Raw genomic sequence first — 21,870 nt, 5'->3', positions numbered from 1 at the left:
ATAGTATCTATCTATAATTAGACAAAATTAGGCAGTTTTCCTGTAATAAATATAAAATAATAACAAAATCCAAAAAAAATACACTATCTCCATCTTGGATAGTGCATTTCTTTTACTGTTAAATTAGTCGGCGTAATACATAAAGCCGATTGCCCCAATTCCCGTATGTGTACTAATAATCGGTGTTGTTTCATAAATTGGTACATCATCTATACCAAGTTCACGGATTATCATTTCTTTCAATTTTGTTGCAAGTTCCATTGCATCTGCGTGGGTTATACCAATCCCCTTTAGAACTTTCCCCTCAATATCCTGCATAAGCTGCTTCACTAAGAATTTCACGATTTGACCTTGACTTCTCACTTTCGCTACAGGGGTATACTCTCCCGTATCAAGTGAAGCAATCGGTTTGATATTTAAGAGAGAACTTAACATTGCTTTTCCTTTTCCAATTCGGCCGCCCTTAACTAAATTCTCAAGGGTATCCACCACAACAAAAAGTCGAGTATTTTCCCTAATATGATCCAATCGTTCAACAATCTCATCCATCATTTTACCTTCTCTTGCCATTTCAGATGCCGCTAGTACCTGGAATCCTAATGCATTGGATATATACTTGGAATTAACTACAGTAACTTTCCCATCAGCCATTCTGGCAGCAGTTTGAGCCGATTGTACAGTACCGCTCATTTGAGCAGTCATATGAATAGACAACACTTCACTTCCATCTTCTGTAAGCTTATTATATACTTCCAGAAATTCACCCGCTGGGGGCTGTGAACTTTTTGGCAATTCTTCTGATTGCTGCATTTTGGTAATAAATTCTTTAGATGTAATATCTACTCCATCAATGTATGTTTCGCCATTTATTGTTATTGAAAGTGGTACAACTGTTATGTCATTTTCTGCGATGATCTCCTTTGGCAGATCAAGCGTGGAATCAGTAACAATTTTAATATTTGGCATAGTTTCACTTCCTATATGTATGACTAATCATATTATACATGGTAGAAAATTAAATTTAAATGAATTTCATTTTCCTTAATATAAGTTTATGAAAAATTCTTATAATTCAAATACTCAATTCCAGCAAATCCTACCATGTAAATTTGTTAATCGATTTACGTTAAACGAAAGCATAACTGGCATGCAGCTGTACTAAATATATATTTCCTAAATTTAACTATTTATTATTTCCCCTCATCATGTATATAAACTCCAAGCTATTCTATTATTAAAAATAAAAAGAGTGTGAATCACTGTAGATTCACACTCTGCTGCATTCAAATTTCGTACTTAATTTAAATCCTGTTCCAGTTCGTACTGTTCTGCTTTTATTAGCTTTCGTTTATATACAAATTTTGATAGTGAAATGCTGATTTCATATAACAGCAATAACGGAACTGAAACTACAAAATCAGATAAAAATTCAGGCGGTGTAATAATAATCGCAACCACGATTAACACAAAATATGCGTATTTCCGATACTTCGCCATAATATACGGATTCAAGATACCCAAGGACGTCAAAAACATCATGACGACTGGCAATTCAAAGAGAAATGCAAACGGCAATGACATATGAATAATAAATTTCAAATATTTATCTGCCGTATAGGATGTCGTCATCACATCATTACCCAAATCTGTCAAGAAACTCATAACGATTGGAAAGATGACAAAATAGCCAAAGGATAATCCTGCTATAAACAGAAGAAATAATGCAGGTATATAGGATAATGCAATTTTTTGTTCGTGTTTCAAAAGTGCAGGTTTAATAAACAGCCAGAGTTGAATTGCTAGAACAGGTATTGTACAGGCAATAGCCACTATGGAGGCTATTGTAAAGTAAATCCACATAACATCACTAGGGCCAAGTACAATAAGCTTCTCATCTACATTACGAGTAAAAAATTTATATATGTCTTTAACGAAGAAAAAAGATACACATAAAAACAGTATAAAAGCAGTTACTGTGATGATTAACCTTGTTCTCAATTCATCAAGGTGCTCTATCATATTTAATTCTTTCTCTTCCAAACTAGAGTCACGCCTTTCTGAATCCCTTTAAAGAGGTGCAAGAATAAATTCTCACACCTCTTTTAAATAAACTATTAAATTATTTATTGATCTCTTTTTTAACATCCTTTATATCATCCACTACATCACTGGTTAAATCTTTTGTAGAATTTTTAAATTCACGTAATGTTTGACCGAAAGCTCTGCCGATTTCAGGTAGCTTTTTAGGTCCAAAGATAATCAGGACAAGCAAAAGGATTAACAGCAATCCTGGTACACCAATATTTGAAAACATTCTTTTCTCCCTCCCAAGCTGAAATGAATCTAATTCTATTATAATTGTTTTAAAGGTAAAGAAAAGTAATAATTTCATATACAAACAGAATATACTAACTTTTACTTATTTAGGAATTCGTTTTGTTAAATAAATCTACCATTCTAACTTATATTAAAAATTGATGAAGGCTGCTTCCTTTCTTTACTTCAACAAACTGGAATCCTTTAGTCTCCATTCGCTGCATCAGTCCATTATAATCCTCTCTTTTTTGCAATTCGATGCCAACAAGTGCAGGACCATTGTCTTTATTATTCTTCTTCGTATATTCAAACCTGGTTATGTCATCATTCGGTCCAAGCACCTCATCGAGAAATTCTCGCAGAGCACCCGCCCGCTGTGGGAAATGAACAATGAAATGATGCAGGAGACCTTCATATTGAAGAGAGCGGTCTTTAATATCCTGCATTCTCCCAATATCATTATTGCCACCGCTAATGATGCACACGACCGCTTTTCCCACCAATTGCTCTTGATACAAATCCAATGCTGCAACGGACATAGCTCCAGCCGGTTCAGCCACAATCGCGTGCTCATTATATAATTCCAGAATCGTGGTACATACCTTTCCTTCCGGCACAGTAACCACATCCTTAAGCAAATCACGGCAAATAGCAAATGTTTTCTCTCCAACCTCTTTTACGGCAGCTCCATCAACAAAGGAATCAATTTGCGGAAGTTTAACCACCTGCCCCTCTTTGATTGCTGTTTGCATAGATGGTGCCCCAACCGGCTCTACGCCAATACAGGCAGTAGCGGGAGATATACTCGCACTGTACGCAGCTATACCTGACATCAATCCGCCGCCGCCAACACTACCAAAAATATAGTCAACGGGTACGTCTATATCATGAAATATCTCTACAGCTACCGTACCTTGTCCAGAAATGACATTTTGATCATTAAACGGATGAATGAATGCTCTATTTTCTGCTTCCTCGCACTTCCTTGCTTCTATAAATGAATCATCAAACGTATCACCAATCAGGATAATTTCCACATATTCTTTTCCAAATAACTCCACTTGATTAACTTTTTGTCTTGGAGTGGTTGTAGGCATGTAGATTTTACCCATCACCTTTAATTCATTACATGCGTAAGCTACTCCCTGAGCATGATTGCCGGCACTGGCGCATACTATGCCATTTTGCAATTCCTCTTTCGATAGATTTAGCATCGCATAAAATGCCCCACGCAATTTAAAAGAACGTACATATTGAAGGTCTTCTCTTTTCAAATAAACATTACAATGATACTTTTCTGACAACCTCTTATTTCTTTGCAAAGGAGTGTGAGCAACCTTGTCTTTTAATTGCTGATACGCAATTAAAATTTGTTCAGGTGATACTCCTTCATTTGTTTTCACCAGATGCCTCATATGCTCTCCTCCATTACTTTTATTAATTTATAAAATTATAGCAGGTACGAATAATAAATCAACAGAATTTTTAGAAAAATCAATATAATAGAATTTAACTGATATACTTTTAATAATTTACAAATTAATTCCGTGTGATTAATTTTGCTACATTGATGACTTGATGAAATGCTGACCACTTTTTCAAAGCTTCAAAAAACGACAAAACGGGTAGAATTTTCTCCACCTGTTTTGTCGTTCTAGCACTAATGATACGTATGCCTTTGATTTGATTTATGCACCCTTTAACAGATTGCTTCTTTCCTCTTTGATTCTAGTATGAATATGTTCAGCCACTGCTGTCATTCCCTCTTCTTCGTATTGTTCAGAGGTAATCGCAGGCAATATAACAAGTTTAACCTTCCCAGGCTTTATCTTATTATTGTTATTCTCAAACAAGTCCGCAGTACCTGTAATCATAAAAGGTACAATCGGCACCCTAGTATCTTTAGCAAGACGCAATGAGCCCGCTTTAAATTCACCAATCTCCTTACCTCTGTTGCGAGTACCCTCTGGAAAAATGAGAATTGAGTGGCCATCCTTTAATTTCTGTACCCCTTCTCTAATAGCCTGTATAGAAGCACGTCGATCCTTACGATCCATAAACACGCAGCCCATTACTTCCATCCAGCCAGCAACAATCGGAATTTTTTTTACTTCAATTTTTGAAATAAAGCCAAACGGCTTGGAGATACCAGCCATTAATACGGGTATATCAAAATCCCCTTCATGATTTCCTACAAATAATACTGGCCCATCCGGAATATTTTCGGACCCTACGACTTCCAGCTCACAGCCTGAATTCTTTAAAAATCCTTTTGCCCATTTTTTCGGAATTTGTTGAATTTCCACATCGTCATGAGCATTATTTTTCTCATAAACCTTCTTCATTTTAGATAGTCCTGGTAAGCTGTACAATAAAAAGCCGCATAAATAAATAACCATATAAATTAACCGTAGCAATGTAATAAACCTCCTGTATCGAACCCTACTTGCGTATGTATTCTTTAAAATAATAATCGTATGGATTTCTTTCGTCTTTTGGTCCTTTTTCAGATGAAAGCAATTCCCATTCTTCATCATAATTTTGAACCGGGAAGAATGTATCTCCTTCAAAATTATGATCAATATATGTCAAATAGATTTTTGAAACATACGGAAGAAGCTGTTCAAATAATACTTGTCCCCCGAATATGACACATTCAGTATCGGTATCTCTTTCTATTTGAAGAATTTCATCCACTGAGTGTACGACTTTTACTCCATCAACGACCCAAGATGGATCTTTCGTTAAAACGACATTCGTTCTGCCAGGAAGAGGCTTTCCTATAGACTCAAACGTTTTTCGACCCATAATTAAAATTTTACCCATCGTGGTTTGTTTCACATGGGCCATGTCGGCAGGAATACGCCATGGAAGATTATTATTAATACCGATAACTCGATTTCGATCATGTGCTACAACAATTGAAAACATCTTAATCCCCCTTTTGTTTAATCTTCTCTTGTTAAATTTTAAATATCCGTCTTTGAAAAATCATTGCGAATTTCATTTTATCTCATATATTGAGTATCATATAAGATAGAAAAACCGAACCACAGTCGGGAACGGTTATATTGACTTGGATATTTACGACTAACAGACTACTAAAAGTCATTTACTACTTGATATACGAAACAATTAAATATTACTGACTTCTTAATCGTCAATGGACCTATTTAACCATTTAAATAACGGATTTGCAAGGTCAAATTTCTAACAATCTATACATGTTTATTCAGTAACATGATATAAACTTCTTTCAAAATCCCCTCCGGTAGATGATTTAGATTTATTGTGTTTTTAGAAATAAAAGGTTTTTGGAATTCCTTAGTTACATAACGGGCATTATATTTTATGATTTCGTAAAATGCTAACCTCAGGTCCTTGTTGTAAAGATGGTCATATTTATGGAGTAATTGATTAATATCTCTTATTGTTACTTGCTCGCTAATCAGCTCTAAACTCATAACATACACTTCAATTGAAGGATGTTTATCCATGAAATAGCGATAATTTAGTAAGGATTCCTGTAATCTTTTCTTGTTAACTTCATGTTCTTGATGAATTGTCCCCACAGCACGATCCACTTTAAATGTAGCACCACACTGGTGGAGCCTGTACCCTAATTCCCAATCTTCCCATCCATAGCCAATAAACTTTGGATCAAACCATCCCGCCTGGTCTAATAGAGTACGCTTCACAGAAAGATTACCACCCATGCAGGCAACCCAAGGAATCAGAAATTTATCCAATTCATCCCCATAGGGGACAATGATATTCGAATAATAATAATCTTTAAAACGGATTAATTTTTGAAATTCTTCACTTAAGAAGTTTATATTCTGGTCCACGATTTTTTTTTGGGCTCTTTGAGTTATAAAATAATAATACATAGCACCAGTTAAAACCAAGTTTTTACATTTCTCATGCCTTTTAACATGATTTTCAATATAGTCAGGATAAACCAACATCTCCGCATCAAGAAAAAGGATTAAATCCCCATCTGTATTGGCAATCCCTTTATTCCTTGTTTCTGCAAGTCCCATTTTTTTATTATTTCGAATCATACGAAAATGATTCGGAAGATCAATTGTACTGGTGCGATCATCTGATGCGTCATCCACAATCATCACTTCATAATTATCATAACTTTGTTTCCGTAATGCTTCAATTGTATTTTTAAGCTGTTCATACCGATTGTGACTCGGAATGACAATTGATACTTTCACGATTTTTCAACTCACTTACCTAATCATATTTTCCGATATCAATCCAACTTTCATTCTCCAAGCCCATCAATATAAGCCAGAAACAGCACATCTACATTTTCATTAATCTATCTAACCCGATTATTTCATTGATCCAAGAATCAGTAACAATTTCATCCGTAATAAATGTCTGCATTCCTGAACCTATATCGAATGCTACTTTTCCATACCTGGATGCTATATATGGGGTAAGGATAAGTGCATTTATTCCTGCTCCTAAAAAACATATATCAAAATCGATTGTTTTAAGCTGTTTTTTTACAGTTGGTATATCATCATAGGAATAGATAGGTAGTGCTCCCACTACTTTTACACCTAATGTTTTTCCATACTTATCTTCCATACCCTTTTTAGCTTTTTCAGCCAGTGATCCAATTAATAATACTTTTCTGTTACGTAATATTTCTTCAAACTTATCTTTTTGCGACTTCATAAAAACTCTTCTAATATTAGCTTCAAAATACTCTTTTGGTTGGATATTATAAATTGAAAAAACACGCTCCGTGATTTCCTTGGAATTTTCTTCAATTGTGTTATAACCCACAATATCAGCACTATTCACCGCGGCAATCCCTTCCATTTGAGCAATGGGGTTTGGAAACCTTATTCCACGATGATAAAAGCCTTCTTTCACATCTTTATTGGCTATCTTTTTTTCCTTTCTATAATGGCCTTGAAATTTATTTAAAATAGGATCCTTATCGAATTGATCTTGTCCCATCACAACGGCTTCGGTTTGACCGACTGATACAATCGATAGAGGCCTTTGTTTTTTCAAACTTCTTAAAATACGGTCCATTATTTCACCGCTTGATAATTGGTTTGACAAATTTCTCTCTCCCTTCGCTAAAAAAATCACATATATTAGATTATTTTTCTATCCATTTACAGTAGCTTAGTAAATCATTTACATGCTTTGTAACCCATGATTGCTCAGGAGTTCTCCGACTATTATTCTCAAATTTATTTAAATACCATTGAATTAAATAACATTTATAAAGGATTCGTGCTGCGAGATAACTACCATAAAATGGTTCCCACTTAACTTGCTGTGAACTGTATTTATTCCATCCGTCAACATAGGACCTCAAAGCTGTTTCATTTAACTGACTTGCAGGAACATGAATATCTTCCTCACCAATATATTCCATCAATAAAGTCATCGGTCCAATTTTCATATTCTCAAAATCAATAATTAAAACCTGGTCATTAGAATAGCTGATTAACGTATTAAACTTCGAAACATCACCAGGATGCAATGTACATGGTACTCCGTATAATTTATGGATTATTTGCAATATCCATTTTTGATCCATTCTTTTAATTAAATCTAAAAATTCAGATCCACCAATCATTTTCAAAAGATCTTCTCTGCTTTCACGGAATTTAATGCCCTCATAGATTTCATCAATATGGTTACGAATAGATATTTTGTCAATAAAGTGATCTAACTTCCCTCTATAATCTTCGTTCGTATTTATCAATTTATCAATCTTATCATTATCAAACTCATTTATTTGATTTCCCCACTTAGCTGCAAACTTCCCATAATCTTTATAAACCCTTTTAACGATTGCTTGATCACTAAAATCTGGGTTTACTCCTTCTATCCACTCTAGAATCAGGACCTTTACATTATTATGGGCATCATAGGCTATGATTTTTGGGATTTCTTCTTTTACAGAGTTAGATAATTTACTATAAAAAAGCACCTCAACCAGTATCGCTGAATCTCTTCCATATTTAATTAATATTTGTTCGGGTATAGCATTTTTATTTTCCCGCCATTTGATACGCTCTATTCTCTTTGAGGCGTCAAGTATCAACTCTCTTTCCAAAATCTCAAACGAATCCAAGCTCAGAATCTTTGCAATCTCATCAGAATTAAGTTCAGACATTCAATTCCTTCCTCTCATAATAAGCACAAGCATTTATGATTAATCTATCTTCCTTACTTCTGTTCATTTGTTATTATTTCCTGAATCAACTCGACAAATTGTTTTGCACGCTTTTTCGTCGTATGGTGTTCATGAACCATCAAATAGCCTTGTTTAGAAATCTTATACCTTTCTGATTCATTCTCCAGATAATACTGCGCCTTTTCCTGAAAATTATCTTCATTGATCTCCACAAAATGCACTCCTGGTACAAATCCCATGTCTTCTAACTCGTTCGATGAGGGAGCTAGCAACAAAGTCCTGGAGGCCGGTACTTCTAAATATTTTGTAAGAACATACTCATATCTTGAATTACATGTAAAAAACATTTTGGAGCGGTTTATTTCTTTTGCATATTTTTCACCAGCAAATACATTCTCTTCGTCATCATCTATATTTCGATAACCAGGATGCTCATGATAAACAAATCCAGGCTTATCTTTCATAGCTTGTACAACTTTATGTCTAATCGGATAGACCCGATGGTGTACCGCCCCCATTAACAAATAATCTATTTCTTTTTCTAACTTATAATCTTTAAAAATAGCTGGATTAATATGTTTGGGCAGCCATTTCATCATATGCGCAAACTCCGGATACCACTCGAGAAACTTATCGCGATAATACACAAATATATGCTTTACATTATCAGCATGGAGAGCTTCTTTCCTATCCTTAATATGATAATGAATATCATATAAATTAACTGCAAAAGGGATTTCCAAAGTGCTGAGGCCTGTAATTTTTGGAGAGTTACTTTCTCCGAATTCATTTATGAAAATAAAATCCGGTTGAACTTCTACTTTTTTCAGAATATCCTTAATATCGCCTGACTCATGCCAAACAGTTAAATTTGTTAGCTTGGCTACCTCCATCAATAAATAGTGAAACTCTGGGGATATATATTTGCTGAAATCACCAGTCGTCACAAGAAGGTTTATTTTTCGCACTTGTTTCCCTCCTTAAAAATATTAGAAATTACAACTTGTCTTTTCATACTATGAATAACTTCGCAAAAGGTAACTATAAATACCCAAATCGTGTATTTAGAACTGCTAAACTAATTTTTTTAAATTATTTCTGGCAAAAAAACAGCTGCCGATTTTGTCGACAGCCACAGATATAGATAAGGTGTTCATATCCTTATCTATCTCTTCTATTCGAAATAATTTCATTTACCGTAAACAGAAATTCCTCTACTCTCTTTTCCATAGAGTGTCTTTCTGCAACTAATTTATAGCCTTTATCAATTATTTGTTTTCTTTCCTCTTCATGCTCTAAATAATAATTCACTTTTTCAAGTACATTATATTCATCTACTTCAACAAATGTTTCCCCATCAATAAATCCCAATTCTTTTAACTCATTTGATCCCGTTCCCATCAATAATGTTTTGCAGGCCAGGCATTCGAAATATTTCATAAGAGGCAGCTTTTCAACAGAATCACATGTTACAAATATTTTTGCTCTTGATAATTCTTTGGCATATGTTATTCCTGTTAAACGATTCGAATTTGCTGGTAATTCTCCATAACCTGGATGATCGAAATACTTAAAGCCTGGATAATTTAACAACTGCTCATACATAGCAAATCGTTTTGGATATACCCTTTTGATTAGAATCCCCATCATTAAACAGTCAATATCCCGCTCTTGCCCATAGTCTCTGAAAATATCAAGTGGAACAAAATGGGGCATCCAAATGTACCGTTCCTTTAATTCGGGGAGGATACGGTTGCTTGCATCCCTATAATGTGTAAAAATATGCTGAATGTACTCCCGCTCATAAAACAGTCTGCGACGGTAAGGTTTATATTTAATCTCATGTAATATAGCCCCTACAGGTATAGAGGTATCCCTTATACCACGTATTGTAGGTGTATAATCCGGCTTAAAATCATTTAAAAGAATAAATGAAGGTGACTGCGGCAGTCTACTAAGTATTCCGCTTAAATCACCATCATTTTCCCATATATATAAGTTACATTGTTTTTGAAGTTCTGAGACAAAGTATTCTGTACTTTTATTAACCCGATTATGGAATCTTTTTGTAATAAATAAAATGGTTAATTGTTTAATCAAACGCATATCCTCCTTAAAGCGGCTTCATGTGTTTATAAAAACCACATGAAGCCACATTATCTTTAAATAACTTAAGGAAGTTCAAGAGAAGTGATTTGATTAAATCTTACGATAAATGTCCTTCCTCCAAATGAAGAATCAACTTGTCTAAATTCAGCATAATCATTGCCTACATTAACAACTTGTACATTAGTTAAATCAGGTTCTCCATTAAATTGAGATCTATTGACATGAACTTCTGCAATTTCTTGACCCGTTCTTAAATAATGTCGTAGTAGCTGTCTAAAGGATACTCTTGCAATAGACCTTGATAGGGTCGATTCAGAATTATTCCTGGCCATTTCTTGAGTCGTTGTTATATACTCTGTTAACAGTTGTTTTAAGGAAGCACTTGTAATAGCTCCAGATGGAGTCTGCTTAGATTCAGGGTTCCACTCTGCCATTTTTGTTCACCTCACATATGTTTCAGCTATAATTAGCCGTAATTTAATTATATGGAGATTTTCTATGATAGCTTGTTTGCTTGTCCTATAACTTTTAAAGAATTTATTATGTAAAATGACCATTTTTATTGATGATGTACTTCACCCTAAAAGTTAGAGTTGAAATCTAACTTTTAGAGGTCACCTTATGAATCATTAGAAAATTAAACTTTTATCGAAGCTTTACGCAACTTCTTAACTGAAGTAATATTTATTCTTCTGAATTTAACTTTCCAATAATTGTTTCAATTACCGAACCAATCCCAGCTACAGACAAAACCATCAATAAAAAATAGCTAACTACTGGAATATAATAATCGACCATTACTAAGCCTATACTAACCCATATTCCAGTACACCAATGACAACTTAGTAATTCTCCGAAAAAATGTTTAATCCCCTTTTCTTTAACTATATAAAAAATGATTTCATTACCTTCTTCATCAACTTCACTGATTTCCTCAAAAAATGGCTTTCTGATAAATTCAGTGATTTTATCAAACACAAATAAGCGTGTTAATCGAAAAGCTGCTAATCCTATTATGAATATTTTTACAATATCTAGCTCCATTATTAATCCCCTTTTTCTTCAATTTTTATAAATACATTTAAAAATAGGCTATATACTCAAACAACTATACTCTTATTTTCATAACCTGTTAGAGAAATGATTTCATCAAGGAGGAGAAGATATGAGCTGCGGTTCTGAATTTGAAACATCCAGTTGTATTTGTGATACTTTACTAGCTATTGTGGAAGCTCAAGATTTAGTAAAACCCGATGAAGAAACTCTTGGAAAAGGCTGCGAAAGAGCAATTAACGAATTAAATAATGGTAAACTTTTTGGAGGATACAAATATAACACGATTCCAATTATGCTTACTGTATTTAACACCGGAGAACTATTTGAGGGGCATGGAACAACTAAAAAGAAGGGAAAATGTTATTTTGTTGAATCCAAAATTTTCCGCATCGACAATGTTGATTCTGATTCTTGTTGTGCAACCTTAGAATTATTAAAGAAAAAAGATCATTTTCCAAAAGGTATAGACTCAGATGACCATCATTATGAAAATCATAAAGATGATTATAAAGATAATCATAAAGAAGATCATTATTTTGAGGAACTCGAAGGAACCGATGCTTATATTACTGTTGATTTGAAGATGTTTGGTGCAGTTACTTGCCTTTGTCCTGTAGCTATCCATCATGATTGTAAATAAACTGGCAGGTTATATTTACTTTCATATATTTACAGCCTGGGGGTATCTCCTCAGGTTTTCTTTTTGTACTGTTTGATTTTTATTACCTTCATTGCGATTCGATTTATTCTTTAGGCTTATCCTCTTTAGGCTTATCCTTTCCTTCTGATACATCTTATGAAATTTACCTTTTTTTGATTAGGCGATAGCCAACATATTCATAAAAAGATGACCTATTTTTCAATTTCAAGAAAAATAAGGTCATTGTTATGTTTAATCTATATAATAGAAAGTTCATCAACATCATCTATGGCAATTAATCTAATTTTTTCATCTACTTTTACCTTTAAAAATTCTCCACGTTTACTCTCTATTTGCCCAACAAGGGTTTCTCCCTCAATTTTTATTTCACAGAAAGGCTTCTCCACTACTGATGGATACCTTGCTAACCTTATTAATTTCATACGAAGATCATCTTTTAGAGGATCACTTTCGACTTGAACCTCAATATTTTCATCCGACTTGAAATTTTCTTCACCTTGGCTTGTTTTTCCAAAAAACAAATTTTCTGTGATATTATCAGTATCTTTTTTTAATGCTTCTTCATGCAACTTCTCTGTAAGTTCATTTTTTACAGCTGCTTCGTCCTCTTGTAGACTATATTCTTCTTGTAATTTATTATCCTCTTTTTCTTTGATACTTCCCTTACTGTGATAAACTTCCTGCATATTCTGAGCAATCAATTTACCTTTATTCACTGGTTGGATAATATAAAATATCGGTTCTTTTTTATTATTTTCCATTTCATTATCATTCATTGTTTTTCTTCCTTTCCTTAATGGGTCATTTTTATATGTATGCATATGGCCTTTGTCCTTTGACAAATTAGTTGTAACAAACAAGCCTTATCATTTAGCCTAAAGGACACATTTTCTGAGACAAGAAGTGAGGTGTGAATTGGTTTACGTCTTGTTTTTGTTATAACAGTGGTAACCTTATCTTCTTATGCTTTAAGGATAGAAACTCACCCTATCGACACAGAAAAGCCGATTGCAAGTTAAAGCAATCGGCCTTGTTCTCTTTATTTTCTCACTTCTTCCCAGATAACCGCCTGTTCTTCATCCCCTCTAGCAATTTCTGTTGAAGGCGCAAATATTCAAGCAGTTCATCTTTGGAAAGTACCTCGAATAGTTCTAAAAAAATCGATTCACCAATCTTTTGGGCCTCGTTTAAAGCTATACATCCCTGCTCGGTAATCTTTAAATAAACAGTGCGTCGATCTCCTTCATCATATAGCCGCTCAGCCAGCTCAAAATGAACGAGTTTTGAGGCAATATGCGTGACTGCTCCTTTGGTGTAGCCAAGCATATCAGCGAGTTCACTTTGCCTTAATGTCTTGCCATCACTAAGTTCAGCCAGAACGAGTACTGCCGATACACCGATTGGATAAGAGTAACGCGATGTGAAATCCACGATGTGCTCATTGGAGACTTGTTCAATGGAATGAATTAAGTCAAATAGATTATCTTGTTCCATCATCATCACTTCTTAACGAAGCATAGTTGCTCCACCATCGACCATGATGGTTTGCCCAGTAATATATTGAGAGTCTGCGCTCGCTAGGAAGACTGCCACACGGCCGATATCTTCCTCTACATCGCCGAAGCGGCCAAGCGGAATTTTATTCACAACAGCCTGGTAGTATTCCGGCTGCGCTTTTGCCCATGTACGTACGCCTTCAGAATCAGCAATCGGACTGATCAGGTTAACATTAATACCATAGCGTCCCCATTCATTAGCGGCAACACGAGTGATTCCGCGGATAGCTTCTTTCGCAGCTGCATAGGCAGCTTGTGTTTGGTCACCATTAATACCCGCTCCAGAGGCAAAGTTAATAATGTTTCCTTTTGTTTCCTTCAAATAAGGAAGGGCTGCCTGCATCAAGTAGAATGTAGGATAGAATCCTGTTCCAAGTGACAGCTCTAAGTCCTCATGTGTAATCTCTTCAAATAATTTTTGTTTAGATGCATGTGCATTATTGACTATCACATCCAGTTTGCCATACTTATCAACAACTGTTTGAATAATATTTGGTAAGTTTTCACGATCCATTAAATTAGCTTTCACAAACATGGAGTTTGGAGAGATGTCCTGCAGAATTTTTTCCGCCGCTTTGCCTGTTTCTTCATTTACATCGACAATCGCGAGGATAGCACCTTCCTTGGCCATTGCTTTCGCCATACCAAGCCCAATACCCCCTGCACCACCTGTAATAATGACAACTTTTTCTTGAAGTTTCCCCATAACAATTTCCCCTTTATTTTCTTATTAAACTATATTTTAACAATAAACTATTTATTAATAAACTAATACGCTTTCATTTTTAATAGCTTGCTTGGTTTTTCATTTATAAAAACTTCTTCATAAAATAAAACGTGCTGGCATAATAAAAGCAAGAAACCTATATGAGCTTTCTTGCTTCATAATTAATTTGCTTTTAACATAATACACATTTACTGATTGAGCACTTTACTTACATAAGGATATCCATCCAAAGCTTAACCGCTGTAGCTGCAATGATGACTGCAAGAATCCACTGCAAAACTTTTGTATTCATTGATTTGCTCACCCTTGCTCCAAGTGGTGCAGCAATGATACTTGCGATTATCATGATCAAAGCTGGTCCATAATCAACTTGTCCTGTCAGAATCTTACCAGTGCTTCCACCGACAGAGGAAATGAATGTAACCGCAAGGCTTGTTGCGATTGTCATTCTTGTTGGTATTTTTAGAACAACAAGCATGATTGGTACAAGCATAAATCCTCCTGCTGCACCAACAATTCCTGAAGAAATCCCGACAATAAAGGCAAGAATAGCGGCGAGTGGCTTGTTAAACGTATCTTCATTAAGCGGCTGGCCATCGATTTGTTTTTTAGGAATAAACATCATAATTGCCGCGATAACGGCCAACAAAGCATATACAATATTGACAGCACTCTCTGATAAAAAAAGAGAACCATAGCTTCCTATAAAACTTCCCGCCAGAATGGATCCCCCCATATTAAGAATGAGCTGCTTGTTTAAGTAACCGCCCTTTCGATAAGCCCAGACACCCGAAATGGAGGCAAATAATACTTGGACTGCACTAATACCGGAAACTTCATGCGGACTAAATGCGGCAAGACCGAATAATGGCGGAATATATAAGAGCATCGGGTATTTGATGATTGAACCGCCAACCCCCAGCATCCCTGAGATAAAAGAACCGATGAAACCTATCATAAAAATAACTACTAAAAATAAAATATCCATATGCATTACACTCCTTTCCAATAAAAAAAGCGGACTTCCAAAGTTACGGACGTCCGCTATATTCTTATGCCTTCTGAATATAGAATTTCAGTACTCCGGCTTCTTCTGTTTGCTCTACGATGGTGTGCCCGCCAGATTTAGACCATGCGGTAAAGTCGTTCAACGCACCCTTATCTGTGGCAAGTACCTCCAGTACCTCTCCGGATTGAATTGCTGCTATTGCCTTCTTTGTTCTAACAATTGGCATTGGGCAAGCCAGCCCTTTTGCATCTAATGTTTTAGTGATTTTCATATCAATCTCTCCCTTTGTTAAATTAGCGAACTGCACAGCGGTTTGGACCAATTTCCATTTCAGTTTGTTCATCTAGTTCGGGTATAATTTTACCCATATTCACTTGACGGATTTGCTCATATGCATTTGGCTGCGGTGGCAGATTTTCTGTGACTATCTTACGGAATTCATTTTCATTATCAATATTTAAACCATGATTTTCAGTCAGCAAAGTTCTAAGCCGTTTGGCAACAGTACCGTCTTCGTTTACTTCATCCATAATCATGAAATGAGCAGGAAGGACAATTAATTCATCCGCAAGCACACGGTATCGTTCATACAATGTTTCACGTAAATCGTCCACCCAATCCTCGGCAAGACCAGCTAAATCCGGGCGCCCAATTGAATCGATGAAAAGAATATCCCCCGTAAGTAAGTAACTTCCGCCAATGACAAAAGAAGTGGAGCCGATTGTATGCCCCGGTGAGTATATAGCATTGACTTCAATCTCTGATTCGCCAAGCTTCACCGTTAACCCGTCTGTTAATGGCGTATAATTATATACAACTTCCTCAGCATCCTGCTGTGGAAGATAATACTGTGCACCTGTCTGTTCAGCAATTTGGCGCCCACCAGAGATATGATCAGCATGCAAGTGTGTGTCAAATACATGCTTGATTTTCACTCCCTTTTCTCTGGCAAAGTCGATAAATACATCCGTGAATCGGACTGCATCGATGATTGCCGCTTCCTCACCAGAGATGACCATATAGGAGAGACAGCCTTTGCCAAGGCGTACAAATTGATAGATCTCTCCTCCACCTTTCAAATCATCTACCTTTACAGGCTCAAGGTGCATACTCCATGCCTTCATACCACCTTCCAAATAGGCAACAGGTCGGCCAGCCTCTAACAGCATTTCAGCAACCATGACAGATGATCCTTCTTTTGCACATACTACAAGAACTTCTTTATTCACCGGGATTTCAGAAAGAATTTCCTCTACACCATCTAGTAATTCAAAATAAGGTATATTCATATATTCAAAGCTCTTAGCCTCAATCTTCCAATCCTTAAATGCATCTTGATTACGAACATCCAAAATAAATAAGTCCTTATGTTCAATCACATATTTAGCCACATCGGTAGCTGTCCATTTCAAAACTTTCATTTTCAGTTACCTCCTGACGTGATTTTATTCGTTTCTTTTATTAATTCGCCTTTCCAATCTTTCATGCCAGGGAATACATTGAATACTTTTTGAAATCCGCTTTCGACAAGTTTGTGAGCAGCTAGTTCACTACGTCTGCCTGTACGGCAAATGACGTAAATATTTTGATTGGAATCTAGTTCACTCATTCTTTCCTCCAATTCCCCAAGAGGAATTGACTTTGCCTGAGGCACATGCCCAAAGGCATACTCGGCTTCCTCACGAACATCTAAAATGATACCCTCACTTGTTGCAAGATCTTCATTTGTTATTGTTCGTTCAAATGGTTTATCAACCTCGCTATCTGCACCACCCTTACGGATATAATGAATAAGGATTTCGCCATCTTCATTTGTACCAATATATTCATGGCCAGCTGATCCCGCCCAGGCAGCAAGATCGGCCTTTGATCCCTTATCTGTTGCCGTAATTTTCAATACCTTGCCCACAGCTAATTCTTTCATCGCTTTCTTCGTTTTCACGATAGGCATTGGGCACGCGAGTCCTTTTGCGTCCAAGTGAACATCTGCTTTGATTGACATTATGAGACCTCCTATACTCCATAGGGTATACTATTGTTTAAAAATTTTTGACCGTCTTCCCTTTCCAAACAAGCATACCTCCAACCATATTAGTTGCCTGAAATCCAATCGATTCCAGATAAGAGGCAGCATTGCCACTTCGAGCGCTTGAACGGCACACGAGAATGTATTCCTTATTTTTATCCAGTACACCAATACGGTCCTGAAGCTCACTAAGCGGAATATGGATAATGCCTTCAATATGAGCCTCAGCCACCTCTTCTGGCTCTCGTACGTCAATTAAATTTAGTAGCTTCCCTGCTTCTAAGCGTTCTTGAACTTCTCTTGCTGTAATTTCCTTCATTTAGCTCACCCTTCCTCAAATCCTTACAAGTATTAAATTAAACCTTAGAAAACTAACAGATCTAACTAACAGATCTTACTTGAATTTAAATAAACAAGTTGACTGCTCCATTTTCTGCGTCTGCAAGATAGGCGGCAACTCCGGCATAATGAACGTCATCCAGCAACTCTTCTTTTTTTAGACCCAATAAATCCATTGTCATTGTGCACGAAACTAGCTTGATCTCTTGTTCCTGTGCCATGTCAATCAAATCTGTTAAGGTGAGTGCATTATGTTTCTTCATGACATGCTTAATCATTTTTGGTCCCATGCCCATCATATTCATTTTAGAAAGCGCTAGTTTTTCAGCACCTCTTGGCATCATAAAGCCAAACATTTTCTCAAGGAGGCTTTTCTTTACTTTCATTGGCTCCTGTTTACGTAATGCATTGATTCCCCAAAATGTATGGAAGATTGTCACTTCATGGTCATAGGCAGCCGCTCCGTTTGCAATAATATAGGCGGCCATCGCCTTATCATAATCCCCGCTGAATAAAATGATATTAGTTGATTTCTGTTCCATTGCTCCTCCTTAGAATACATATACCCATATAGGTATTTATTATTGTAAAAAAATATAATCTTTTCCTGTTATCTGCTTTTAACGAGCAAGTTTACCGCCTGTCCAATTAATTCATTCATCTGTTCCTCATCTCCATCAATCGCACGTACACATTCAATTAAGTTTTCACTGACGACGATACCAATTGTTCGCTCTATTCCGGAACGTACCGCTGAAAGCTGGGTGATCACATCCTTACAATCCTGTCCTTCATCCATCATACGTTGTATGCCACGAAGCTGACCTTCCATTCTTCTTAATCTCACTTTCGTTTTATCATCATAATTCATTCATCATTCCCCCTCTCAGTTGTATTATATCGATATGCCCATCGTATACCCCTATGGGTAATTGGTCAATCAGAATGCTCAATAAATTCTTCACATCCTTTCATGCCCTAAAAAAATACTGACATTCTAGATTAAAAGTACCTGCTTAGATTCATATTTTATATTCATTAGTTGCCATGTATTTGTTTATGTTATGGGCTTTTTAAACACTAGCAAACCGTATATTTTTAAAAAATTTGGCCATACTATGCTTAACTTTGTTTGATTTTTCAAGGAGAAATTTATGTATAGAGGTATTATATTATTGGATGAGAAATGTCCTATTATCCAAGTCCCAAATTTTGTGAAACATTGCCCATTAAAATCTGTCAATGATTTTATCTGTCAAAAAAATATAGAAATTGCAACCTTAAATCCCCATCAGCTTACCAGCTATTATACACGCCCGTTTGCCTTATATTTTGATTTAAAAAAAACCAGAAAAGATCGTAAGGTTACTTATGATTATTTAGTAATAAATCTTCACGAAGCTTTTCAAAAATTTACGGATACCTATCCGGAATATTGGAATGAAATACAAAGTTCGTTTCACCATATCCACTTAATTAAGTGACTTAGTAACTGAGTAACCCTTTAGTCTAATCCAATTGCATCACAATATCTCTATTATTTCCACCCGATAAATGAATAGATAAAATTCGAGTACTCATTACTTTTTGAAATTATGAAACAAACTCATATCCCTGCAGTTTTATATAAAAAGGCGTACAGAATATCACTATTCTGTACGCCTTTTTGCTATCAGTTATGAGGCTGTCCGTAAGCACTCTAAATTAAACAGCAATCGGTGCTTTGATCGTTGGATGCGGGTCATATCCTTCAATTTTTATTTGATCCAGATTCATATCAAAAATACTTGTAAATGAAGAGTCAATCACCAGCTCAGGAAGCGATCTTGGTTCTCTTTCCAATTGAGTCTTCACTTGTTCTACATGGTTTAAATAGATATGTGCATCACCAAGAGTATGGACAAATTCACCAACCTCCAGACCACATTCAGCTGCAATTAAATGAGTCAGCAATGCATAGCTGGCAATATTAAATGGTACACCGAGGAAGATGTCTGCACTTCTTTGATACAGCTGGCAGGACAGCTTGCCGTCTGCCACATGAAACTGGAATAAACTGTGACATGGCGGCAAAGCCATAGTTGGTACATCCTCCGGATTCCATGCAGATACAATCAATCTTCTGGAAGATGGGTTTCTTTTAATTTGTTCAATCACATCTTTAAGCTGATCAATCGTTTCACCTGTTGACGTCTTCCATTCTCTCCATTGTTTCCCGTATACATTGCCAAGCTCTCCATACTTCGCCGCAAAGGCATCATCACTTAAGATTTTCTCTTTAAATAAATCCATTTGTTCCAAATATAATTGATTAAAATTTTCATCCTGTAAAGAACGAATACCAAAATCAGTCATATCAGGACCTTTATACTCTGAGCTTTCAACCCATTTTTTAAAGGCCCATTCATTCCAAATATTATTATTATGCTGTAGCAAAAACTTGATATTCGTATCTCCGTTAATAAACCACAGTAATTCACTTGCAATCAAGCGAAATGGTACTCTTTTGGTTGTTAATAATGGAAAACCATCCTTCAGATTAAATCTCATTTGGTGGCCGAATACAGAGATTGTACCTGTCCCTGTACGGTCTTCTTTTTTTGTCCCGTTATTTAGAACATGCTGGCAAAGATTTAAATAGGCCTGTTCATTTTTCACCATTTGTTGATCCTCCTATTTTATTGTTCTTTTACTGTGTACCCATTCTTTTCAATATTTTTTATGATTTCGTATGTGAGAGGGGCCTTTTCCAAACATTCTGCTTTAGTTTCTTGATTGAAGTAATACATCGCAAAAACCTCAGCAAAGTACTCCTCTGAATAATCAATAAAGTATGCTTGATTCGGGAATAGTTGTTGCACTTCTTTTAACCAAGCATCTTGAAAGTAGCCCGTTTCACTAATATTATTCAATATAATTTGATCGACTGAATGTCCAAGCTCATGTAGTTCTAGATTAGTTGAACCATGGCCCGCTCCTTTTTCACTGTGCCCGATTTTTACTAAGACTGTTTTACTGCCACCCATTCCGGGTACTTCATCCCAATTTTTCGAGGAATACCCTCTTGGCTGAACTCCTTTTAAATGGGCAGCCTCCCGTTGATCCGTCAATGCTCCCGTAAATAACTTAATCTTAATTCTATTCTTTTTTAATACTTGAAGTAAGCCTTCAGGTAACCCACTTATTCTTTCTATAATAACCTCAGCCTCATCCCATTGATCTTGATCATCAGGTAAAACAATTATAGTTGATACCAATGATTTATTCTCAATGCCAGATAAATTCTTTAAATAAACTGACTCTGCATAATTTTGCCCTAATGGAAATAATATAAGAGTGGCTACCATAATGAATATAAAAATGAATACAAGTAAATTTCTGGCCTTCATCACAATTCACTCCGAAGATTAATTTTTATATCATAAAAACCCTATTACCAGTCAATGAGAATATATAGGGTTATGTATAAAACTTCGTGAAGAAATCTAGATAGGCGTATATGTATGGTTTAACCATTTATCAACAATGGCATAGATCCATTTCGACAAATCATTAAAAATTATACCATATGATGAGAGTTTCGAAGTGAACGAGTGGTCATAAAAATTATGGAAGTTCATCTGACCGTTTGCAGCTAAACAGCACCATCACAGCATTCCAGCAATCCCCTTTTACAATAAAGTATCCAGGGAGAGGTGGTTAAGATACGGTTCCATCCTGATAAATATAATCTTGATGACGAATTAATGGAAGATTTGTATTCTGCTATGACAGATTGGAGATTAGTGGTATTCGATAGTCTAATTGCTCTTGGATTTTGCATAGGCTTTATTTTCATTCATCTCTCTTAAAAGAATTCCTGATCATATCCTGATCAGGAATTCTTT

At 35.8% G+C, this 21,870-nt stretch carries 28 protein-coding genes; 3 read left to right on the top strand and 25 right to left on the bottom strand.

What is annotated here, in order from left to right; translation table 11 throughout:
- Positions 1-123: 123 nt before the first annotated feature.
- From FHY45_RS10105 to FHY45_RS10045, 13 genes are all read right to left on the bottom strand, one after another.
- Positions 124-966: a DegV family protein gene (locus FHY45_RS10105; protein WP_139891799.1), complete on the bottom strand. Its 843-nt coding sequence runs from the start codon at positions 964-966 to the stop codon at positions 124-126.
- Between the two features lie 330 nt (positions 967-1,296).
- Positions 1,297-2,040 carry a twin-arginine translocase subunit TatC gene (gene tatC / locus FHY45_RS10100; protein ID WP_066107156.1) on the bottom strand — a complete coding sequence of 248 codons (744 nt, stop codon included), beginning with the start codon at positions 2,038-2,040 and terminating at the stop codon, positions 1,297-1,299.
- Positions 2,041-2,119: 79 nt separating this feature from the next.
- Positions 2,120-2,314, bottom strand: coding sequence for a twin-arginine translocase TatA/TatE family subunit (locus tag FHY45_RS10095; RefSeq protein ID WP_066107160.1), 195 nt, complete (start codon positions 2,312-2,314; stop codon positions 2,120-2,122).
- A gap of 148 nt (positions 2,315-2,462) precedes the next feature.
- Complete coding sequence (ilvA, locus tag FHY45_RS10090; protein WP_139891798.1) at positions 2,463-3,731, bottom strand: threonine ammonia-lyase IlvA; 1,269 nt, start codon at positions 3,729-3,731, stop codon at positions 2,463-2,465.
- A 273-nt stretch (positions 3,732-4,004) separates the two neighbouring features.
- Entirely contained in the window at positions 4,005-4,733 is a 729-nt protein-coding gene (locus FHY45_RS10085; protein WP_257469020.1) for a lysophospholipid acyltransferase family protein, read from the bottom strand.
- Positions 4,734-4,758: 25 nt separating this feature from the next.
- Positions 4,759-5,247 carry a dihydrofolate reductase gene (locus tag FHY45_RS10080; RefSeq protein WP_139891797.1) on the bottom strand — a complete coding sequence of 163 codons (489 nt, stop codon included), beginning with the start codon at positions 5,245-5,247 and terminating at the stop codon, positions 4,759-4,761.
- Between the two features lie 287 nt (positions 5,248-5,534).
- Positions 5,535-6,542, bottom strand: coding sequence for a glycosyltransferase family 2 protein (locus tag FHY45_RS10075; protein ID WP_180349949.1), 1,008 nt, complete (start codon positions 6,540-6,542; stop codon positions 5,535-5,537).
- A gap of 91 nt (positions 6,543-6,633) precedes the next feature.
- Entirely contained in the window at positions 6,634-7,410 is a 777-nt protein-coding gene (locus tag FHY45_RS10070) for a GT-D fold domain-containing protein (protein ID WP_066107169.1), read from the bottom strand.
- A 40-nt stretch (positions 7,411-7,450) separates the two neighbouring features.
- On the bottom strand, positions 7,451-8,479 hold the full coding sequence (locus FHY45_RS10065; protein WP_139891795.1) for a hypothetical protein: 1,029 nt from the start codon (positions 8,477-8,479) through the stop codon (positions 7,451-7,453).
- 53 nt (positions 8,480-8,532) lie between these two features.
- Complete coding sequence (locus tag FHY45_RS10060) at positions 8,533-9,468, bottom strand: glycosyltransferase (protein WP_066107176.1); 936 nt, start codon at positions 9,466-9,468, stop codon at positions 8,533-8,535.
- Positions 9,469-9,661: 193 nt separating this feature from the next.
- Complete coding sequence (locus FHY45_RS10055) at positions 9,662-10,600, bottom strand: glycosyltransferase family protein (RefSeq protein WP_180349948.1); 939 nt, start codon at positions 10,598-10,600, stop codon at positions 9,662-9,664.
- Between the two features lie 71 nt (positions 10,601-10,671).
- On the bottom strand, positions 10,672-11,043 hold the full coding sequence (locus tag FHY45_RS10050) for a hypothetical protein (protein WP_139891793.1): 372 nt from the start codon (positions 11,041-11,043) through the stop codon (positions 10,672-10,674).
- Between the two features lie 250 nt (positions 11,044-11,293).
- On the bottom strand, positions 11,294-11,653 hold the full coding sequence (locus tag FHY45_RS10045; protein ID WP_139891792.1) for a DUF1360 domain-containing protein: 360 nt from the start codon (positions 11,651-11,653) through the stop codon (positions 11,294-11,296).
- Between the two features lie 121 nt (positions 11,654-11,774).
- On the opposite strand from FHY45_RS10045, the gene FHY45_RS10040 reads away from it, so the two are divergent.
- On the top strand, positions 11,775-12,305 hold the full coding sequence (locus FHY45_RS10040) for a CotY/CotZ family spore coat protein (protein WP_139891791.1): 531 nt from the start codon (positions 11,775-11,777) through the stop codon (positions 12,303-12,305).
- A 257-nt stretch (positions 12,306-12,562) separates the two neighbouring features.
- Here the strand turns inward: FHY45_RS10040 and FHY45_RS10035 are convergent, their stop codons facing one another.
- From FHY45_RS10035 to FHY45_RS09985, 10 genes are all read right to left on the bottom strand, one after another.
- Positions 12,563-13,102, bottom strand: a complete 540-nt coding sequence (locus FHY45_RS10035) for a hypothetical protein (RefSeq protein WP_139891790.1) — start codon at positions 13,100-13,102, stop codon at positions 12,563-12,565.
- Between the two features lie 271 nt (positions 13,103-13,373).
- The gene (locus FHY45_RS10025; protein ID WP_139892006.1) at positions 13,374-13,820 is read right to left on the bottom strand and encodes a MarR family winged helix-turn-helix transcriptional regulator; all 447 of its coding nucleotides are present in this window, start codon (positions 13,818-13,820) and stop codon (positions 13,374-13,376) included.
- Positions 13,821-13,832: 12 nt separating this feature from the next.
- Positions 13,833-14,588, bottom strand: a complete 756-nt coding sequence (locus FHY45_RS10020) for an SDR family NAD(P)-dependent oxidoreductase (RefSeq protein ID WP_139891789.1) — start codon at positions 14,586-14,588, stop codon at positions 13,833-13,835.
- Between the two features lie 229 nt (positions 14,589-14,817).
- Positions 14,818-15,597, bottom strand: a complete 780-nt coding sequence (locus tag FHY45_RS10015; protein ID WP_373925469.1) for a sulfite exporter TauE/SafE family protein — start codon at positions 15,595-15,597, stop codon at positions 14,818-14,820.
- A gap of 64 nt (positions 15,598-15,661) precedes the next feature.
- Positions 15,662-15,889: a sulfurtransferase TusA family protein gene (locus FHY45_RS10010; RefSeq protein WP_066107202.1), complete on the bottom strand. Its 228-nt coding sequence runs from the start codon at positions 15,887-15,889 to the stop codon at positions 15,662-15,664.
- Between the two features lie 22 nt (positions 15,890-15,911).
- On the bottom strand, positions 15,912-17,039 hold the full coding sequence (locus FHY45_RS10005; RefSeq protein ID WP_139891787.1) for an MBL fold metallo-hydrolase: 1,128 nt from the start codon (positions 17,037-17,039) through the stop codon (positions 15,912-15,914).
- A gap of 2 nt (positions 17,040-17,041) precedes the next feature.
- A complete protein-coding gene (locus FHY45_RS10000; protein WP_066107211.1) occupies positions 17,042-17,620 on the bottom strand; it encodes a sulfurtransferase TusA family protein in 579 nt (192 codons plus the stop codon).
- Positions 17,621-17,657: 37 nt separating this feature from the next.
- Positions 17,658-17,963 (bottom strand): rhodanese-like domain-containing protein, encoded by a 306-nt coding sequence (locus tag FHY45_RS09995; protein WP_139891786.1) that lies wholly within the window; start codon positions 17,961-17,963, stop codon positions 17,658-17,660.
- Between the two features lie 85 nt (positions 17,964-18,048).
- Positions 18,049-18,525: a DsrE/DsrF/DrsH-like family protein gene (locus FHY45_RS09990; protein ID WP_066107219.1), complete on the bottom strand. Its 477-nt coding sequence runs from the start codon at positions 18,523-18,525 to the stop codon at positions 18,049-18,051.
- 68 nt (positions 18,526-18,593) lie between these two features.
- Positions 18,594-18,854 (bottom strand): metal-sensitive transcriptional regulator, encoded by a 261-nt coding sequence (locus FHY45_RS09985; RefSeq protein ID WP_066107222.1) that lies wholly within the window; start codon positions 18,852-18,854, stop codon positions 18,594-18,596.
- Between the two features lie 283 nt (positions 18,855-19,137).
- On the opposite strand from FHY45_RS09985, the gene FHY45_RS09980 reads away from it, so the two are divergent.
- Positions 19,138-19,467: a hypothetical protein gene (locus tag FHY45_RS09980; protein ID WP_066107225.1), complete on the top strand. Its 330-nt coding sequence runs from the start codon at positions 19,138-19,140 to the stop codon at positions 19,465-19,467.
- A gap of 220 nt (positions 19,468-19,687) precedes the next feature.
- Here the strand turns inward: FHY45_RS09980 and FHY45_RS09975 are convergent, their stop codons facing one another.
- The gene (locus FHY45_RS09975) at positions 19,688-20,644 is read right to left on the bottom strand and encodes a thymidylate synthase (protein ID WP_139891785.1); all 957 of its coding nucleotides are present in this window, start codon (positions 20,642-20,644) and stop codon (positions 19,688-19,690) included.
- A gap of 17 nt (positions 20,645-20,661) precedes the next feature.
- The gene (locus FHY45_RS09970) at positions 20,662-21,372 is read right to left on the bottom strand and encodes an anthrax toxin lethal factor-related metalloendopeptidase (RefSeq protein ID WP_139891784.1); all 711 of its coding nucleotides are present in this window, start codon (positions 21,370-21,372) and stop codon (positions 20,662-20,664) included.
- Positions 21,373-21,678: 306 nt separating this feature from the next.
- On the opposite strand from FHY45_RS09970, the gene FHY45_RS20525 reads away from it, so the two are divergent.
- On the top strand, positions 21,679-21,834 hold the full coding sequence (locus FHY45_RS20525; RefSeq protein WP_180349947.1) for a hypothetical protein: 156 nt from the start codon (positions 21,679-21,681) through the stop codon (positions 21,832-21,834).
- Positions 21,835-21,870: the final 36 nt, after the last annotated feature.

It is taken from the genome of Bacillus sp. D386, from assembly GCF_006346415.1.
The sequence above is the reverse complement of the archived record's forward strand: the minus strand, read 5'-3'. Positions and strand labels throughout refer to the sequence as shown.

Excerpts from the sequence above, each read along its gene's own strand:
- FHY45_RS09995 (WP_139891786.1), bottom strand. The coding sequence starts at position 17,963 with ATGAAGGAAATTACAGCAAGAGAAGTTCAAGAACGCTTAGAAGCAGGG.
- FHY45_RS10020 (WP_139891789.1), bottom strand. The coding sequence starts at position 14,588 with ATGGGGAAACTTCAAGAAAAAGTTGTCATTATTACAGGTGGTGCAGGG.
- FHY45_RS10035 (WP_139891790.1), bottom strand. The coding sequence starts at position 13,102 with ATGAATGATAATGAAATGGAAAATAATAAAAAAGAACCGATATTTTAT.
- FHY45_RS10105 (WP_139891799.1), bottom strand. The coding sequence starts at position 966 with ATGCCAAATATTAAAATTGTTACTGATTCCACGCTTGATCTGCCAAAG.
- FHY45_RS09975 (WP_139891785.1), bottom strand. The coding sequence starts at position 20,644 with ATGGTGAAAAATGAACAGGCCTATTTAAATCTTTGCCAGCATGTTCTA.
- FHY45_RS09980 (WP_066107225.1), top strand. The coding sequence starts at position 19,138 with ATGTATAGAGGTATTATATTATTGGATGAGAAATGTCCTATTATCCAA.
- FHY45_RS10040 (WP_139891791.1), top strand. The coding sequence starts at position 11,775 with ATGAGCTGCGGTTCTGAATTTGAAACATCCAGTTGTATTTGTGATACT.
- FHY45_RS10010 (WP_066107202.1), bottom strand. The coding sequence starts at position 15,889 with ATGAAAATCACTAAAACATTAGATGCAAAAGGGCTGGCTTGCCCAATG.
- ilvA (WP_139891798.1), bottom strand. The coding sequence starts at position 3,731 with ATGAGGCATCTGGTGAAAACAAATGAAGGAGTATCACCTGAACAAATT.
- FHY45_RS10000 (WP_066107211.1), bottom strand. The coding sequence starts at position 17,620 with ATGTCAATCAAAGCAGATGTTCACTTGGACGCAAAAGGACTCGCGTGC.
- FHY45_RS10080 (WP_139891797.1), bottom strand. The coding sequence starts at position 5,247 with ATGTTTTCAATTGTTGTAGCACATGATCGAAATCGAGTTATCGGTATT.
- FHY45_RS09990 (WP_066107219.1), bottom strand. The coding sequence starts at position 18,525 with ATGGAACAGAAATCAACTAATATCATTTTATTCAGCGGGGATTATGAT.
- FHY45_RS10050 (WP_139891793.1), bottom strand. The coding sequence starts at position 11,043 with ATGGCAGAGTGGAACCCTGAATCTAAGCAGACTCCATCTGGAGCTATT.
- FHY45_RS10095 (WP_066107160.1), bottom strand. The coding sequence starts at position 2,314 with ATGTTTTCAAATATTGGTGTACCAGGATTGCTGTTAATCCTTTTGCTT.
- FHY45_RS10065 (WP_139891795.1), bottom strand. The coding sequence starts at position 8,479 with ATGTCTGAACTTAATTCTGATGAGATTGCAAAGATTCTGAGCTTGGAT.
- FHY45_RS09970 (WP_139891784.1), bottom strand. The coding sequence starts at position 21,372 with ATGAAGGCCAGAAATTTACTTGTATTCATTTTTATATTCATTATGGTA.
- FHY45_RS10025 (WP_139892006.1), bottom strand. The coding sequence starts at position 13,820 with ATGGAACAAGATAATCTATTTGACTTAATTCATTCCATTGAACAAGTC.
- FHY45_RS10015 (WP_373925469.1), bottom strand. The coding sequence starts at position 15,597 with ATGGATATTTTATTTTTAGTAGTTATTTTTATGATAGGTTTCATCGGT.
- FHY45_RS10005 (WP_139891787.1), bottom strand. The coding sequence starts at position 17,039 with ATGAAAGTTTTGAAATGGACAGCTACCGATGTGGCTAAATATGTGATT.
- FHY45_RS09985 (WP_066107222.1), bottom strand. The coding sequence starts at position 18,854 with ATGAATTATGATGATAAAACGAAAGTGAGATTAAGAAGAATGGAAGGT.
- FHY45_RS10045 (WP_139891792.1), bottom strand. The coding sequence starts at position 11,653 with ATGGAGCTAGATATTGTAAAAATATTCATAATAGGATTAGCAGCTTTT.